This window comes from Bifidobacterium callimiconis, assembly GCF_003952005.1.
In the GTDB taxonomy this organism is placed as follows: Bacteria; Actinomycetota; Actinomycetes; order Actinomycetales; family Bifidobacteriaceae; genus Galliscardovia; species Galliscardovia callimiconis.
Genome location: NZ_QXGJ01000003.1, coordinates 36,169 through 53,420 on the forward strand (window position 1 = coordinate 36,169; position 17,252 = coordinate 53,420).

15 protein-coding genes and 1 riboswitch are annotated in these 17,252 nt (G+C 61.3%); of the genes, 7 read left to right on the top strand and 8 right to left on the bottom strand.

The genetic code is table 11. The annotated features are described in order from the left end of the window. Positions 1 to 227 precede the first annotated feature (227 nt). Positions 228 to 2,270 (top strand): DUF262 domain-containing protein, encoded by a 2,043-nt coding sequence (locus D2E23_RS03645; RefSeq protein WP_164520656.1) that lies wholly within the window; start codon positions 228 to 230, stop codon positions 2,268 to 2,270. 188 nt (positions 2,271 to 2,458) lie between these two features. Here the strand turns inward: D2E23_RS03645 and yidC are convergent, their stop codons facing one another. From yidC to D2E23_RS03660, 3 genes are all read right to left on the bottom strand, one after another. After that, positions 2,459 to 3,436 (bottom strand): membrane protein insertase YidC, encoded by a 978-nt coding sequence (gene yidC, locus D2E23_RS03650; RefSeq protein ID WP_241227201.1) that lies wholly within the window; start codon positions 3,434 to 3,436, stop codon positions 2,459 to 2,461. Positions 3,437 to 3,731: 295 nt separating this feature from the next. Then, positions 3,732 to 4,250 carry a hypothetical protein gene (locus D2E23_RS03655; RefSeq protein WP_126029654.1) on the bottom strand — a complete coding sequence of 173 codons (519 nt, stop codon included), beginning with the start codon at positions 4,248 to 4,250 and terminating at the stop codon, positions 3,732 to 3,734. A gap of 316 nt (positions 4,251 to 4,566) precedes the next feature. Beyond that, complete coding sequence (locus D2E23_RS03660; RefSeq protein ID WP_126029655.1) at positions 4,567 to 5,550, bottom strand: D-isomer specific 2-hydroxyacid dehydrogenase family protein; 984 nt, start codon at positions 5,548 to 5,550, stop codon at positions 4,567 to 4,569. Positions 5,551 to 5,785: 235 nt separating this feature from the next. On the opposite strand from D2E23_RS03660, the gene D2E23_RS03665 reads away from it, so the two are divergent. From D2E23_RS03665 to D2E23_RS03680, 4 genes are all read left to right on the top strand, one after another. Next, positions 5,786 to 6,493, top strand: a complete 708-nt coding sequence (locus tag D2E23_RS03665) for a hypothetical protein (RefSeq protein ID WP_126029656.1) — start codon at positions 5,786 to 5,788, stop codon at positions 6,491 to 6,493. Continuing rightward, on the top strand, positions 6,483 to 6,809 hold the full coding sequence (locus tag D2E23_RS03670; RefSeq protein ID WP_126029657.1) for a transcriptional regulator: 327 nt from the start codon (positions 6,483 to 6,485) through the stop codon (positions 6,807 to 6,809). The genes D2E23_RS03665 and D2E23_RS03670 overlap by 11 nt, the downstream gene beginning before the upstream one ends. A gap of 388 nt (positions 6,810 to 7,197) precedes the next feature. Beyond that, positions 7,198 to 8,487: an ATP-binding cassette domain-containing protein gene (locus D2E23_RS11790; protein ID WP_241227202.1), complete on the top strand. Its 1,290-nt coding sequence runs from the start codon at positions 7,198 to 7,200 to the stop codon at positions 8,485 to 8,487. 36 nt (positions 8,488 to 8,523) lie between these two features. Next, positions 8,524 to 9,210 (top strand): hypothetical protein, encoded by a 687-nt coding sequence (locus D2E23_RS03680; RefSeq protein ID WP_126029658.1) that lies wholly within the window; start codon positions 8,524 to 8,526, stop codon positions 9,208 to 9,210. 59 nt (positions 9,211 to 9,269) lie between these two features. Here D2E23_RS03680 and tenA read toward each other — a convergent pair whose 3' ends face one another. The 5 genes from tenA to D2E23_RS03705 all read right to left on the bottom strand — a co-directional run bounded on the left by tenA (position 9,270) and on the right by D2E23_RS03705 (position 14,574). Continuing rightward, positions 9,270 to 9,980, bottom strand: coding sequence for a thiaminase II (tenA, locus tag D2E23_RS03685; protein ID WP_126029659.1), 711 nt, complete (start codon positions 9,978 to 9,980; stop codon positions 9,270 to 9,272). A gap of 222 nt (positions 9,981 to 10,202) precedes the next feature. After that, complete coding sequence (locus tag D2E23_RS03690) at positions 10,203 to 10,901, bottom strand: HAD family hydrolase (protein WP_126029660.1); 699 nt, start codon at positions 10,899 to 10,901, stop codon at positions 10,203 to 10,205. A 19-nt stretch (positions 10,902 to 10,920) separates the two neighbouring features. Beyond that, on the bottom strand, positions 10,921 to 11,745 hold the full coding sequence (gene thiD / locus D2E23_RS03695) for a bifunctional hydroxymethylpyrimidine kinase/phosphomethylpyrimidine kinase (protein WP_206431986.1): 825 nt from the start codon (positions 11,743 to 11,745) through the stop codon (positions 10,921 to 10,923). Beyond that, positions 11,738 to 11,878, bottom strand: a riboswitch (TPP riboswitch). Its footprint overlaps the gene before it by 8 nt. A gap of 51 nt (positions 11,879 to 11,929) precedes the next feature. Beyond that, positions 11,930 to 13,660, bottom strand: coding sequence for a DNA repair protein RecN (gene recN, locus D2E23_RS03700; RefSeq protein WP_126029661.1), 1,731 nt, complete (start codon positions 13,658 to 13,660; stop codon positions 11,930 to 11,932). Further along, a complete protein-coding gene (locus D2E23_RS03705) occupies positions 13,660 to 14,574 on the bottom strand; it encodes an NAD kinase (protein WP_126029662.1) in 915 nt (304 codons plus the stop codon). The genes recN and D2E23_RS03705 overlap by 1 nt, the downstream gene beginning before the upstream one ends. 312 nt (positions 14,575 to 14,886) lie before the next feature. On the opposite strand from D2E23_RS03705, the gene D2E23_RS03710 reads away from it, so the two are divergent. Both D2E23_RS03710 and D2E23_RS03715 read left to right on the top strand, forming a co-directional pair. Next, the gene (locus D2E23_RS03710) at positions 14,887 to 16,098 is read left to right on the top strand and encodes an ROK family transcriptional regulator (RefSeq protein ID WP_126029663.1); all 1,212 of its coding nucleotides are present in this window, start codon (positions 14,887 to 14,889) and stop codon (positions 16,096 to 16,098) included. Between the two features lie 108 nt (positions 16,099 to 16,206). After that, complete coding sequence (locus D2E23_RS03715) at positions 16,207 to 17,121, top strand: carbohydrate kinase family protein (protein ID WP_126029664.1); 915 nt, start codon at positions 16,207 to 16,209, stop codon at positions 17,119 to 17,121. The last annotated feature ends 131 nt before the right edge of the window (positions 17,122 to 17,252 follow it).

The window sequence follows — 17,252 nt, forward strand, 5'->3', positions numbered from 1 at the left end:
TAACAGCGTTGATCTATTTTCGACTTGACGACAAAAACGAAACTCGGCATGCATTGCGTCCAACTCCCGGCAACCACTCAATCCAATACCCCCTTTCATACCCTTCTGAAAGTCCACCATGTGTACATTTCTGCATTCACCGACCAACAGTGTTGTTGAATACGCAGTATGACGAATACAACAATGTCCGTCCGTTCCGTTCTAGGATCCTCAAGAAAGGTAGGACCATGCGAGGCGACGCAAAGAAGCTGACAAAGATGCTCCAGGGCGCAAATACCCGTTTTGTCATTCCCATCTATCAAAGAAACTATGACTGGAAACGAGAGCAGTGCCAAAGACTGTTCGACGATCTCGAAGACGTGATCCATGAGCATCGCCAATCGCACTTCTTCGGCAGCATTGTGTCGCAGTCGGATTACGACGACAGGCGGATCCTTATCGATGGACAGCAACGCATCACCACTACGTATCTTCTTTTGGCGGCGCTATTGGAGCAAATACGACAAAACCATATTGAAGTCAATCGTGCGAGTCTTTACGATTTCATACGATACGAATATCTTGTGGACCGCTACGATGAAAGCGATCAGAAACTCAAGCTCAAGCTCGTCAAAGATGATCAGAACGCCCTCACGCAGGTAATGAACGGCAACGAGGAAAATTTCGTGAATGGGTCCAACATCACCGAGAACTATAGGTACTTCCTTGACCGCATCGCCCATACCGATCTCAACGCCGACCAGCTTAAAGACGCGATCGAAAGTCTGGAAGTCATAGACATCAGGCTCGAACCGGACGACGACGCACAACTCATTTTCGAGAGTCTGAATTCGACCGGTCTGGGACTCAGCGAAGGAGACAAGATCAGGAACTTCATCCTGATGAATCTTCCGGAAGCCGAGCAAGAGACCTACTACGCAAAGTATTGGAACCCAATCGAGCAAAACACCGATTATGACGTCAGTGCGTTCATCCGCGATTACCTCACCTCACGAACCCGAAGAACTCCCGTCATCAATCGCGTCTACCCCGTTTTCCGCAAATTCGCCGCAAACCGCGAAATGGAACCATTGCTCCAGGAACTTCTGAAGTTTTCAGAATATTACGGTTTCATTATCGGCAGACTGCATACCGATCCCGATATGGAAAACGCGCTGCATCGACTGGGGTTGCTTGAAATGGGAGTAGTGAACCCATTCCTTCTCTCCGTTCTAGAATATTCGGATAGCGGATATCTTTCACGTAAAGATCTTGTCAGCGCACTCGACACCGTGGAGAATTACCTATTCAGACGCTGGGTATGCGGTATCGGCACCAATGCGCTGAACAAAGTGTTCGAGGATCTACATTACGAGGCTCTTCGTGCGGTAGCCGATGGCGCCGAATACCTCGAAGCCCTCAAGTATGCATTACTGCGCAGGGAGGCCAGCAGCCGCTTCCCCCGCGACGAGGAATTCAAACAGGCGTATTGGAATCGCAACTTCTACACGATCAGCCGCAAACGCCTGTATCTGTATGACCGGCTGGAAAACTCCGACAACGTGGAACGCGTCAACATCGTCACCATGCTCGAGGATGGAGTTCTTTCCGTCGAGCACATCATGCCGCAAACCCTCTCACGACAGTGGAGGAAGAGTCTCGGCGAGGACGCTTCCAGCATTCATAAGGAATGGCTTAATCGCATGGGGAACCTGACCCTCACCGGGTACAACTCCCAGTATTCAAACGGCGAATTCCTCGAGAAACGCGACTGTGACCACGGTTTCGCCGATAGCGGTCTCAAACTGAATCGCTATGTCGCGAATTGTGACACATGGGGTCGGAACGAAATCCTTCAACGGCAAGAGCTGATCTGGAAACGCTTCCTAACGATATGGCCCCAGATCGATACAACGTATCACCCCACGGTCAAGGAATACGAGCAGCACACGCTTGACGAGGACTTCGACTACCGGAACCGCAAGATAGCCGCATATACGTTCCAAGGAGCACGACACCCGGCAAAAACATGGGTGGAAGCCATCCAAGGCGTTCTGGTTTCCCTGTACGAAATCGCGCCGGCCACGATTCACACGATCGCGGACGGTGACAGGTTCCCCGCTCGATATTTCTCTCATACACAAGTCAATCGCGGATTCGCGGTGTCAAATAACCTATGGTTCAATCCGGAAAGCAATACGCCAACCAAGATCGGCATCATGCGGAGAATCATCGAAAAAATCCCCGAAGTGGAAAATACCGATCTTTCCTTTGAGCTATATGACGAATAACGATCTCCAGCTCATGCCGATAGCCCGCACTCGAAGCGTCATTCGGTCATTCGTCGACCGTGTCAAAGACCCAACCGGCGAATGACCGATGGCGAGGCCAGCCCGCCACGACGCATTCGATAGCACGGAATTACACCGTACATCGGTCGCAAGGCTTCGGATGTTCAGCGGACGCGGCCCATGAGGGGTCAGTCCAAGTCGCCGGGCACCCTGCGCCGACGCCCACGACGGGATTCCCGGGAACGGCGTGCAGTCGCGGCCCTGCGCAGCTCTTCGGCGGCCTGTTCCTCAAGGGACGGCAGGCCGGCGGCAGCGCGACGGCGGTTTTCGCGGTCACGATCCCGCAGCTCCTTGCGCTCGCCGGCGATGGAACCGGGTGCGGGGAACCAGTGCAGTTGCACGAGCGTCTGGCCAAGGTTCCACAGGTTGTTGGTCACCCAGTAGATCAGCACGCCGAACGGCAACGTGAATCCGGAGAACACGTAGAGCAGCGGGAACACGAACACCGTCATCCGCTGCATACGGAACTGCGGGGACGCCAAGACCTCGCGGGAGGTGTTGCGGTGTGTCAGCAGCCATTGCATCACCAGCAGCGTGACGCACATCACCGCCACGATCGCGCCGATGACGATGCGCTCCCCCGTGCCGCCTGCGGTCATGAACGTGTCGGCCACGCGCACGCCCAGAAAGCGCGACGATTCGATGTCGCCAGCGACGACACGATCGAGACCGCCGACAGCCGTCGACGAACCGTTCGCGATCATCGGCAGCCGCTGCAGCGTGTAGAACAGCGAGCACAGCACCGGCATCTGCACGAGTGCCGGCAGACAAGAGCCCATGGGGTTTGCCCCCTCCTTGCGATAGAGTTCCATGGTTTCGCGCTGCATGGCCTCCTGCGAGCGCGGATCCTTGCGCGAGGCGTATTTGCGTTGGATGCGCTGGAGTTGCGGTTGGATGGCCTGCACGCGCCGCATGGATGTCATCTGACGCATGAACAGCGGCAACAGACAGAGGCGGATGACGAGCACCAACCCCATAATGGAGAGGCACCAGGCGAGGCCCGGACCGTCGGGCATGCCGAGGACGACGAGCAGCGTGTGGCCGAGGATGAGCAGTTGGGCAATCAGCCATTCCAGGGGCTGAAGAATAGTGGTGATGAATTGCATGGTGATGTCCTGACGAGTAGGCGCACCGCTGCGCATCGGCGTGAAACAGTGATGTGAAACGTGTGGAACACGTATGGAGATGGTTGTTTCACGGGATGAGAGCGGCCGCGAATGATGAATCTGAATGGGATGCGGGGTGGCGTCACCTCATCCGTCCGACTTCGTCGGACACCTTCCCCTCAAGGGGAAGGCGGCAATGAGGGATGCCGCGCGGCAGGGTGAAATGGGGCCACTGACGTCCGGCTGTGCTGGCGAAATGCAGCGTTCAACGCTGGACGGACGGTGCGGGGAGAATTCAGATTCGAGAGTCAGGAAGGGAGAAGCGGGCCCAGCGCGGCACCCATTGCGGGCGGGCCCAGGAGCGCGCGGCGTCGGCGACATGCCGATCGCAGCGCAGGGTGGATGGCAGGCCGAGCGTCATGCGCAGCAGTTCGCCGATCGTCGACGACGTCATCGCGATGGCGACGGTCAGCGTCACCATGGTCAGCGCGCACAGCATGACCGCGATGCCGCAGATCATCAGCACGCCGCCGAGCGATGTCGAGTCCATGCCGGGTACGACGGCCATATCGTTCATGCCATTCGCGTCGAATACCAGTGCGGCCATGATCGCGGACAGGATCAGCGACACCATGGTGCCATACGGCAGCAGTCGCGCGGAGACATCGCCCTCGGTCCGCAGCCGCGCCGAGATCGCGGTGAGACGCGTACGAATGAGCGCGGATAGCACGCCCGGCACGATCAACGGCAGGACGGCCAGGACGAACACGGCATACTCCACCCGCATGGCGAGCGGCATGCCGGAGAACATCATGAAGAATACGTGTTCATCATAGGGCGGATGCCGTGTTGTTTGCGAAACGACATCCGGAAGCATTCGGGACCCCTCCCTCTGTCGCAACGAAGTCGCGACATCTCCCTCCCTCGGAGGGAGAACGAAGGTAAGGAGCACGTGCTCCCCCCATGGGAGGGAGCTGGCCGGCGCAGCCGGACTGAGGGGAGGGATCGACGCCGGCACGCTCCACAACAATCACGGCATCGTCATCGCCGACGAACGACAAACCCCTTACGCAATACGCGTACGGAACGCACACGACGACGGATTCCGACACACGACGCCGGTGCCCCACCTACGCGATACGCGTACGGAACTCACCGTCGACGATCGCGGCGCGGATGCCGTCGACCGAGCAGGAGACCATGCTGCGCACGGCGGCGTCGGTGTAGAACGCCATGTGCTGGGTCATCACCACGTTGGGGAACTGGCGCAGGTAGGCGATACCGCGGTTGGTGAGGATGTCGGTGCGGCGGTCGCGGTGGATCAGATCCCCCTCGGTCTCCACGGTGTCGAGACCGAGTCCGCCGATCTTCTCGGCTTCGATGTTGTCGATCAGCGCGTCGAGGTCCATGAGCTCGCCGCGGGCGCAGTTGACGAGCACCACGCCGTCCTTCATCTTGGCGATGGTCTCGCGGTTGATGATGTGGAACGTGGAGTCGAGCAGTGGCATGTGCAGCGTGATCACGTCGCTCTGCGCGTACAGGGTCTCCAGATCCACGTATTCGGCATGCTCGGCGACCTTCGGGTTCGGATGCGGATCGTAGGCGAGGATGCGGCAGCCGAAGCCGGTGAGGCACTGGATCACGGTGGCGCCGATGCGACCGGTTCCCATCACACCGACGGTGAGGTTGCGCAGTTCGCGGCCCTGCAGTCCTTCGAGCGAGAAGTCGTAGACCTGGCCGCGCCACAGGGCGGGCTTGTAGTTGCGCAGCACGAGCAGGATGAACATCACCGTGTACTCGGCCACGCCGTTGGGCGCATAGTCGGCGTTGAGCACCATGATGCCGCGACGTTTGGCGGCGTTGAGATCGATATGGTTGTAACCGATGGTGCGCGTGGCGACCACCTTCACACCGACGTCGGCGAGCGCGTCGATCATCGCGGCGTCGATATGGCTCTGCCCGAGGATGCTCACGCCGTCGCAGCCGGCCGCGAGACCGACGTTGGACGGAGCAAGGCATTCGGCGTGGAGCTCGACGTCCACGCCGACGCGCTGCGATTCATCGGCGAATGATTCTCGTTCGTCGTCGCGCACTTCGAATGCGGCTATCTTCATTGTTGCGTTCTCCTTGACTGACCTCTTGACTTCGCTGGCGTCCGACGACGTACGGCCCGTCTTTTCACGACCGCCATACGGTTCGACCGGTCCATCGGACGCGATCCGTATGTCATCTTAGCGAGCGCGACACGCGAACTTCTTTCCACTACGGAAAGAGGTATGCTTTCCACAACGGAAAGGGGTTTTCCTCGATCCGCATCACCGTTCACCGGTTCATCGTCGGGAGGATGCGATGACAGACGAAACACGAAACCCGGAAGCCGAACCGCAGGCCGCCGCAACCGGCGCAGGAGAGGAAAGGACCGACATGTCCATCACCACAGCCACGAACACCGTCATGCCGAATGCCGCCGCAGGTGATAGCGAGACCATGCCTTCGGATACCGCTTCCGGAATCGACGCCCTCGGGGCTCTGGATGCACTGAACAGCCTGCATGAACTGAATTCCGACCGCGATCGTATGGCCAAACGATCGGAGCACGGGATGCGGGCGATGTGTATTCATCTTTCTCTGCTCTATATACCCGGAGTTCTTGCCTACTGGAGCATTGGACTGATGTTTGGCGGCCGCTTCGTCTCGGACATCGCATACATCGTCACTATGACGGCACTCGTGCTGATCGTGCTTTCCCCGCTCCTTCTCATCGCTCGGTACCGGAAAACCACCGGCATGCCAGCATTCGCTACAAATTCGGCCAAACGAGCGGCATTCCGAGATCGTCGATTCTTCGCCGCCTACCTAACGTCGATAATCGCGCAGCTGCTCCTGCCATGGACCGGCTTCGCATGGGGATTCATCGGCGGCAATTGGATCGGCGCGATCGTCCTTGCCGTCCTCACCGCGTTGGCGATCTACGGGCTGGAACGCTGGCACATTCGGGAATGGACCCGAGTGAGCAGGCTCCCCGTGGCTCCGGAGGAGGATCCGCATGCCCGATAAATCGAACGATTCCCCGATCGAGCCGAAGTTTGATGAGACGATTCACGCGCCGGTCCGGCTGCGGATCTGCGGGATGCTCGACGCATACGACAAGCTACGGTTCGACGCGCTGCGGGACACGCTCGACGTGAGTGATGCCGTCTGTTCCAAGCATCTGAAGACGCTCGCCGACCATGGATACGTGACGCTGAGCAAGAAGGCGGAACGCGGCAGCGGCAAGGGGTACAAGGTCACCTGGGCGTCGTTCACCGACGCCGGACGAGCCGCCTTCCAAGCCCACGTCGCCGCCCTGAAACAGATCGTCGCCGGCGGCTAGCTGCCCTTCTCCGGCTCCCCTTATCGAGTCAAACCCGTCGCGCGGATTCAACGCGGCTGAATTCCTCAGGCTCCCCTCGTTGAGGGGAGCTGTCACCGCAGGTGACTGAGGGGAGGTGCGATCGGATACCGGTCAGATACCAGTCAGATTCCGGGCACGGTCACCTCATCCGTCCGGCTTTGCCGGACACCTTCCCCTCAAGGGGAAGGATAGGCGAACACCATCTGAGCGCAACGCTCCCCTCAGTCCGCTTTGCGGACAGCTCCCCTCGGAGAGGGGAGCCAGCGGGAGAGATCGTTTCCCAAAAAATAGGTATCTATTAATCACTTATTGCATAGGGCTGGCGTGAGCCTGCCCAAAATTCCCTCATCAGGCATGTGAGGCTCATATGAAAGCCATCTTCTACAAGGATCTGCTGCAGATCTGTCGCAATACCGGGCTGTTGATCATGCTGATCGTGACCGGCATCATGACGGTGCTGTTCATCGCACTCGCAACGGCCATCCAGCCCGGCAGAACATTCGCCACGGTACTGCTGCAGGTCACACTGATCATGTTTCTCATGTCGTTCGTACCCACCTGCGCGATGGAGCTCATCCGCGGCGACATCGGCAACGGCACACTGACCGCGTTCACGGCGAACGGCCGGCCGAAACGACAGTATCTGATCGCGCAGGCAATCGTCGCACTCATGCCGTCCGGCGTGCTCGGCGCGCTGATCATACTGGCATTCCGTCTGCTCGTGCCGTCACTACGCACCGTCATCGTCGGCACGAACGGTCTTCTGCTGCTGACCGAACCGCTACTGACCGCATTCGTTCTGTTTCTCTGGTCAATCTTCTTCACAGGAAAGGCACTCATCATGACCGCAACCACCACCAAACCCATCACCGCTCCCGCCAATGGACGAACCAAGCCCGACACGAGCGCACCGATCGCCGTGTCCGTGCGAAACATGACCTTCGGATACAAGAAGCACAAGCCCGTGCTCAACCATATCAATCTTGACGTGCCGGCCGGCCAGTCGATCGGCATTCTCGGCTACAACGGCGTGGGCAAGACCACCCTGTTCGGCGTGATTCTCGGCCTGCTGCGCCCTCAGCACGGCGACGCGGTGATCAACGCGGACGTATTCCCCTCCATGCGGGACGTGTTCCAGCTCACCGACTCGAACAATCTGACCGCCGACATGACCGTGCGCGAGAACATCCGGTTCCGCGCCATGCTCTACGCCACGCACGAGAACTCGCATCCGGTGGATATCACGCATCTGGACGAGCTGCCGATGGTCCGGGCGTTCGAACTCGGCGAGCATCTCGACAAGAAGGTGAAGGAGCTGTCGTCGGGATTGAAAAAGCGTGCCGGCATCGTGACGGGCATGCTGTTCGATCCGAAGCTCATCATGCTCGACGAGCCCACCAACGCCGTGGACCCGCTCACCCGGCAGCTGCTCATCGAGCTCATGAAGCAGCTTCGGGCCGATGGCCGCACGATCATGACGATCACCCATGATCTGGACTACTGCTGGGAGGTGACCGACCGCGTGGTGATCCTTGATAACCGGCATCTGGTCAAGGACTGCATGACCCATGATTTCACCGATTATCCGGCGTTCATGGAGGCCGCCACGCTCGGGAGGGAGACCACCGACGTGGACTTCGGACTGCACATGAAATAGCGCGACGTCGTGGAACAACCCATTGCAAAGGAGACAATGATGAAGGCAATACTCTGGAAGGATTGGATGATCTGCAGGCGCAGCCGTCCATTCTGGCTGATGACCGTGCTGATGGTGGTGATGATGCTGGTCTACATCGTCGGATTCGTCGTGTGGTTGGGGAACGAGTACACCGCCATGGTGTTCATGCTGTTCGGGCCGATGATCGCCTATTTCCCTCCGGCGCTTACCGCGGGAACCTCCTACCCGAATGGGCACACGCTCACCATGAGCATGAACGCACCGCTGAAGACCGACGGCACGGTGGAGGCCATGCGCTGCTCGGGACGTTCGATGACGCAGTATCTGCTGGCGAAGAGCATGCTTCCCATGATGCTGGGCCTGGTCATGCTGTTGCCGCCGGTGCTGTACTGCCTATACGGCGGCGCGCTGACGGTCCGCTCCCTGACCACTCCGGAGATGGTCTACACGCTGATCGCCGTGCCGGCGCTGACGTTCGTCAATGAGCAGGTGCTGCTGGCGTCCCATGCGACCACCACCGGCACGCTCAACATTCCGATACTGATCACGCTGATACCAATGACAGGGTTCACGCTGATGTCCACACTCGTCTCGCCGTGGGTGGCACTGCCGATCATGCTCGGCGTCGGCGTGATGGCGTTGGGCGCGTCGGCGCTTCGCAGCCGACACGACTATCCGACCACGTTCCGCAGACTGGCATAAGGCCGATCAGGCCTGGCTCTCTGACTCCCCTCGTCGAGGGGAGTCAGAGGAGTCCGAGGCTACTTCCACTCGGGCTTCCAGCGCTGCTGGAGGCGGTAGGCGCTGTCCCAGAACATGTACTCGTGCTCCACGCCCACCACGAACTGTTCGACGAGCGTCTGCTTGTGTTCCTCGGTCAGGTCGGCGGAGAGCCTCTCGATGTCGTCGATCAGCCAGACGGCGGAATTCCAGAACTCGTCGGTCTTGTACATGTCGATCCATGCGCGGTACGGGTTCGTCTCGATCCCGTCGCCGATGCGCGCGGCGATGCGCGTGCCGTAGTCGGCGTACACCCAGGCGCACGGCAGCAGGGCGACGAGCACGTCGACCAGCGGCTTGGTGTGCGCGATGGCGATCATGTTCGACGTGTAGGCGCGGGCGAACGCCGACTGGCGGGCGTCGTCCATCTGCTGCCTGGTGATGCCGAACACGTCGCGGAAGAAGTCGTGCACGTGCTCGGTCTCGTTGGACGCGCCGGCGATGGCGGTCGACAGGTGCGTGCGGATCTTCGGATCGTCGCACTTGGCGAAGGCGAGTGCGTGCACGTTCACGTAGTCGTTGAGGTACAGGTAGTCCTGCAGCATGTAGAACACGAACTTCTCACGGTCGAGCGTGCCGTCGCCGAGCTCACGCAGGAAGGGCTGGTCGACGCCCTCCTCCCATACGGGTTCGGCGGCCTTGTAGAGGCGTTCGGCGAAGGGGTGGTCGGAGAGGAAACGGGTAAGGGGCATGATGGTCCTTTCGGGGTGGGTGGAGGTGTTAAGTGAGGTCTGAGGGGCGTGATCCCTCCCTCAGGCCGGCTTTTGGCCGGCCAGCTCCCTCCCTTGGAGGGAGCACGAAGGAATGGGACCGGCGTTATTACGGCCAGCTTCTTCCCTCGGGAGGAGCACGGAAGAATGCTGTTACCGGCCAGTTCCGGGGAGGGACACGAAGCAATAAGAAGAACGAGAGGGTCAGAGGATTCGGGGGGCTTCGGAGAAGTCATGCATGACGCCGTCGGCGATGGCCTGGATCTGTGGCCAGTGGCTCTTCGACGACGCGTCGTACATGGCCCATGCGTGCATGCCGACGGACTTGACCACGCGGATGCCGACGAGAATGTCCTCGAACACCGTGCAGTCGGTTGGCTTCACGCCCACCTGGGCGGCGGCGTGCAGATACACGTCGGGCTGGTCCTTGGACACGTCGCCCACGTCGCCCACGCTGCTGAACGCGTCGAATAGATCGTAGACGCCCAGTCGGCGCAGCACGGCCTCGCGGAAACGCGGCGGCAGACTCGTGGCCACGGCAAGTTTGGCGCCGGTGGCCTTGAGATGCCGCAGGTACTCCCCCGCATGCGGTTTGAGCGGCACGGTGGTGGTGTACGCGTCGAATGCCATGCGGTTCCATTCGTCCATGAGATCCTGCGGACTGTCCGGCAGGCCGAACCGGCGGATCGTGTACTCCGCACAGCCTTCGAACGACAGGTGGGCGATGGATTCGGCATAGTCGGCGGGCACGTCGAACCCCCGTTTGTGCAGGAATTCATTGTCCACGTCGGTCCACACGTGCATGGAGTCGAGCAGCGTGCCGTCGAGGTCGAAGATGGCGGCCTTGCCGGCGTTCGCGTCCGACGGAATCGGTGCGGACGTGTCGCCGGCGGGTGTCGTCATCCGGGAATCGTGACGGGAATCAGGCATTGGCATCGAAGCCGGCCAGGCCGTGCGCATACAGATCCCAGAAGTGGTTGGTGGGACCGTTGCCGTTGCCCAGCTCGAGCGAATGCTCGATGGCCATGGTCACATACTTCTTGGCGCGGTCGATGGCCTCGTGGAACGGGTGACCGAGCGCAAGATTGGCGGCGATGGCCGACGAATACGTGCAGCCGGTGCCGTGCGTGTTCTTGGTGTTGATGCGCTTGGCGGAGAACTCGTAGAAGCGCTCGCCGTCGTAGAGCACGTCGATGGCGTCGCCGGTGGCGTGGCCGCCCTTGACGAGCGCGGACGTGCAGCCCATCTCCTGGATGGCCTTGGCGGCGGCCTTCTGACCGTCGAGATCGGTGATCTTCAGGCCGGAGATGCACTCGGCCTCGGGGATGTTCGGCGTGAGCACGTCGGCGTGCGGGATCACGATCTTGATGAGCGAGTCGATGCAGTTGGGGTCCATGAGCGGCGCGCCGTTCTTGGCGTACATGACCGGGTCGATGACCACGTTTTCGGCCTTATATTCGACGAGCTTGTCGGCCACGACCTGCATGATGTCCGGATTGTCGAGCATGCCGATCTTGACGGCCTTCGGACGGATGTCCTCGAACACGGCGTCGATCTGGTCGGCGATGATCTTCGGATCCACGTCGAGTACGGAGATCACACGAGCTGTGTTCTCCGCCACGACGGACGTGATCACGGACATGGCGAAGCAGCCGTTGGCGCTCATGGTCTTGAGATCGGCCTGGATTCCGGCGCCGCCGGAACAGTCGGAGCCGGCAATGGACAATACGGGCGTCAGTACGCTCATAATCGTTCCTCCCTACGATGGTGTTAACCAACAGGTTCAAAGGGTCAGGCGTCATGCCTTTCTCAACCCGTTCCACCGCACGCCGGACGTGTTCGCGTCATCGACATCGAGTCGGGTTCCCCTGCAACTTGACGGCTCCCACGCTATCCGCGGGAGCCGACATCACCGTGCCGGCATGACGATGTCACAGTCGGCAGGCGTCGAGTAGTTCGCGCGCATGCGTCAGCGACGTTTCGGTTTCGCCGCCGTCGAGCATGCGGGCGATCTCGTGCACGCGCATGTCGTCACGCACTTCGTCGACGGTGGTGACCGTGTCGGCGTCGGCCGAGGCAGGGTCGGACTTCGAATCGGCGACATGCTTGGAGACCACAAACTGCGCGTCCGCCCATGCGGCCACCTGCGCCAGATGGGTCACGACGATCACCTGCGCATTCTCGGCGAGTCTCGCCAGACGTCGGCCGAGCTCGGCCGCGGTCCTGCCGCCCACGCCGGCGTCCACCTCGTCGAACACGAACGTCATGCCCTGCCCGGCCACGGATGAGAATCCCTTCTGCGCCGCCGACAGTTCCAGTGCGAGCATGAGTCGGCTCAGCTCGCCGCCGGATGCGCTCTTGCCCATCGGTAGTCGCGGGGCGCCGGGGAACGCGGTGAACAGGAAGCGGATATCGTCACCACCATGGGCGTCAAGTCCGTCGTCAGTGCGGCGCCTCACTTCGATGTCGAGCCGGGCTCCGGACATGGCCAGCGATTCCAGTTCGCCGGTCACCTGTTCGGCGAGTTCGTCGGCGGCCTCACGTCGCCGCTCCCCCAGCCGATCGGCCGCCTCAAGCGCCGCCGTGCGGGCTGCGTCGCGCTCGCTGGTGAGCTGCGCCACGCGTTCCGGGGAGGCGTCAAGGTCCTCGAGTTCGTAGCCGGCCTTTTCCCGCCATGCGATCACATCGGCAAGCGTGGGCCCCCATCGTCTGGTGAGTTCGTCGAGGTCGTGGATGCGCCCGTTGATCTGATCGAGGTCGCCTTCGCCGTCCTCCTGTTCGAGCATGCCCCCAAGCGAGAAGACGATGTCGGACAGTTCCGTCTCCACCGTGCTCAGCCGTTCGGCCGCCTCGTCGTAAACGCCATGCACGCCAATGGATTGCAGGGAGTGCACGGCCTGTTCGATCATGGCGAGCGCGCCGCCGGTCTCGGAGTCCACGCCCATCTGACCGGGGTCGAGCGCGGCGAGCGCGCCGCCGACGCCCTGCATGATGGCGGCGGAGTTTTCGATGCGGTCGCGCATGGCCTTGAGTTCGACGTCCTCGCCGTCGTGGGGGTCGATGCGGTCGATGCGGTCGATGGATTCGCGCAGATAGTCGGCGCGCTGCATGGTCTCCGACTCCTGTTCGGTGATCGCCCGGAGTTTGGCCTCACAGTCGTTGAGTCGTTTCCATGCGGCCCGGTAGGCGTCGAGCTCGGCCGTGTCGGCCGCATATGAGTCGAGGAACTCTCGCTGCCTGGCGGGCGCGGCCATACGTAATTGGTCGGCCTGACCATGGATGGCGACCAGTTCGTCGGTCAGATCACGCAGTATGGCACGCGGCACGCTTTTGCCGTTAAGCACGGCGCGCGACCGGCCCTGTGCGGGCAGGGTGCGCGCGAGGAACAGTCCGTCGTCGTCGAGTTCGGCGCCGGCCTCGCGGGCGAGCGCGCCCACGGTGCTGTCCGGCGTGACGTCGAATACGCCCTGCGCCCATGCCTCGCGGTCGCCCTCCGATACGGTTCGTGCGGAGACGGTGCCGCCGGATATCAGTCGGAGTGCGTTGAGCAGCATGGACTTTCCGGCGCCGGTCTCGCCGGTGATCGCGGTCATGCCGCGAGCCGGATTCACCACTGCATGACGGATGGGGCCAAGTGAGCGGATCTCCAGTTCCTCGAGCATTACCGGCTCTTGCCCTCCTTTGAGCCGCGGTTCTTGCCCGACTCACGCCATCCCATTACGGGAAGATCGAATTTGCCTACCAGACGACTGGTGAACGGTACGCCGACCAGACGTGCCAGACGCAGTGAGTTCGGCGACTGCCGCACCACCACGCGGGTTCCTCGCGGCAGGGCCCGCTGACGGCGTCCGTCGCAGCAGATCCAGCCTTCGCTCGAGGAGTCCTCGGCGATGTCGAGCGTGAACGACGACTTGGATCCGATGACCAGCGGACGGGAGAACAGGGCGTGCGCGGCGAGCGGCACGAGCTGTAGGGCGTCCACGTTGGGCCAGATGATGGGGCCGCCCGCGGAGAACGCGTAGGCGGTGGACCCGGTGGGTGTGGACACGATCACGCCGTCGCAGCCGAAGGAGCTCATCTCCACGTCGTCCACGCTGATGCTGAGTTCCACCATCTTGCCGCGGTCGGCGCGTTCCAGGGTCACGTCGTTGAGGGCCCAATCGTGCATGGGTTCGGTGGCACCCGGCATCCACACGTCCACCCATGCGATCACGCGTTCGTCGATCGAGTAGTCGCGCGCGGCGATCTTGGCGATGGCATCCTGGGTCTGGAAGCTTTCGAATTCCGCGAGGAAGCCGACGTGGCCCATGTTGATGCCCACGATCGGCACGTCGGTGCCCTTGACGAGTTCCGCCGCGCGCAGGATCGTTCCGTCGCCGCCAAGCACGACCACGATTTCGGTTTCGGGGTTGAACGTCTGCACTTCACTGGCCGCGAACGGCGGGGCCTCGAGATTGTCCACGATCGTCACGTCGAAGCCAGCGGCCTTGAGCTGCTCCACCACTTCCTTGACTTCGGTGCCGGTGGTCGCCAGCTGCCTATGCGTGACAACGACCGCGTTTCTCTGTCTTGGCAACGCACCCTCCTACTCGCCGGACTCGTATATATGTCATGTGCACGATGTGCTCGTGGTCACATTCTCCCACATCGAAACGATAAAACGCCGTCCGATTCCACCTGTGTCATCGGACCCGGTCGTCGACGCGTATGACGGAGTCGGCTTTCATCATGCCGTCGGGAAAATCATTCGCATCCGCGTGTCGCGTTTGCGCTTAATTGATTAACGAGGTTAATATATTCACAACACGTAATTCAAACGATTGACGACGATACGGACTACAGTAATAGCAAGTCCGCCTGCCGCCGACAACGAAGTCAAGGAGGACGCATGATCGCACCACCCGGCAGCACGCACGCCTCCATGGCCGAGCTGAACCGATCCCGCATCATCCAGCTGCTCCATCGCGACGGCGTATGCTCCCGTGCGCACATCGCCCGCAAACTCGACCTCACCCCCGCCGCCATCACCAAGATCACCGCACAGCTCATCGACATGGGCGTGATCAGCGAAACCGGCAACCTCGACGGCATCAAGAAGCGCCGCTCGATCGGACTGCAGCTCAACGAATCCAAATACCGCGTGATCGCCGTCAAGTTCGCGCGCTCCCTCGCCCAGATCGGCGTGTTCGACCTCGGCGGCAACCTCGAATCCATGCAGACGCTGCCCCCGGTACGCAACGACACCATTCCGCAGACCTGCGAGGACATCAAGAACCGCATCCGCGCCATCCTCGACAAGGACGACTCCATCGTCGCCATCGGCATGGCCGTGCCCGGCCCCTACCTGCGCGACGAAGGCCGCACCGCCGTGGTCACCTCCATGCTCGGCTGGCGCAACGTCAACTTCATCGACGAATTCGCCTCCGAATTCCGCGTGCCCGTATTCATCGAACAGGACGCCCGCGCCGGCGCGCTCGCCCAGGCCCTGTTCAACCCGGAAGCCACGTCACGCAATCTCGGCTACTATCTGATCGGCGAAGGCGTGGGACTCGGACTCATGGACCACGGCGAACTCGTCAACGGCGAACTCGGCGCGGCCACGGAGATCGGCCACATCAGCATCGACGCCGACGGCCGGCCGTGCGAATGCGGCAACGTCGGCTGTCTGGAAAACTACTGCTCCGCCATCGCCTTCCACGAGATGGTCAACGAATCCGGGCTCGTTCCCGGCTCCGAAAGCATGCACCACGCCGAAGCCTGCCGCGCGGCGTTCACCCTCGCCCGCAACGGCAATCCGGAGGCGCTCGCGCTGGTGCACGAGGTGTCCACCTACATCGGATACGGCTGCGTCACCATCATCAACGCCTTCAACCCCAAGCAGATCGTCATCGGCGACATCATGGCGGAAGCCGGCGAGCCGATGCTGCAACGGGTGCGAAGCATCGTGGCCCAGCGCGTCATCCCCGTGCTGGACGAAACCACCGAGATCATACTGTCCGACCTGCCCGTCGACGCCACACTCAACGGCGCCGCCGCGGTGGCCACCGCACAGTTCCTCGAACACCCCTCAGAATTTGTCGAACAGATGGAAGGGCTGTGACCCCGCCAGGGCCGCGAACAACCGGACGCCGACACGAACGAAAACCGATCAACCACAACCAAACAACAAGCACATCTCGGAGATGAGATGCAGAAGAAAGGAAAACCAATGACCGACAAGAAGCCGATCGTCCTGAGCCTTGGCGAGATCCTGTGGGACATGATCCCCGAAGGCAAGCGCGCAGGCGGCGCCCCCGTCAACTTCATCTACCACGCCACCAAGAACGGCGCCGACGGCTACTCGATCAGCGCCATCGGCCAGGACGAGCTTGGCGACGAGCTGCTGGCCGCGGTCGAGAAGACCGGCATCAAGTCCATCCTGCAGCGCAACGCCTACCCCACCGGCCGCGCCGACGTGAAGCTGGAGAACGGCATCCCCGAGTGGACCATCGTCAAGGACGTGGCCTGGGATCACATCGCCCTCACCCAGGACCTCATCGACCTGGTGCGCAAGGCCGACGCCATCTGCTACGGTTCCCTCGCCTGCCGCATGCAGGAATCGCATGACACGATCATGAAGCTGCTCAAGCTGAGCCGCCCCGAGACCCTGCGCTACTACGACATCAACATCCGCGGCGACCACTACTCCAAGGAGCTCATCGAAGAGCAGCTGGCCGACGCCACCGTGTTCAAGCTGAACGACGACGAACTCGTCCTGCTGCGCCCGATGTTCGGCATCACCGGCACCGACGAGGAAGCCTGCAAGTGGTTCATGGACAACTACGATCTCGACTACGTGATCCTGACCGCCGGCGCCGACTTCAGCACCATTCTGGCCAAGGACGGCGAGATCTCCACCCTGCCGACGCCGCGCGTGGAGGTGTCCGACACCATCGGTGCCGGCGACTCCTTCTCCGGCGCGTTCACCATCAACATCCTGCTCGGCAAGTCGCTCAAGGAAGCCCACCGCGCCGCCGTGAACACCGCCGCGTACGTGTGCACCCAGGCCGGCGCCTGGCCGGACTACCCGGAAGTCATGCCCGACTACATCGCCGAGTACGAGGCCAAGCACAAGGCCGAGTGAGCGATCTCTCCTCCCCCTGTTCGCCCGCGGCCGAAATCATGAATATATGATTCATGATTTCGCCGTGAGCGACACTCCTTGTTGACAGGTCGGACATCCCAACGCTATATTGAGATGTCCGGCTTTTTATG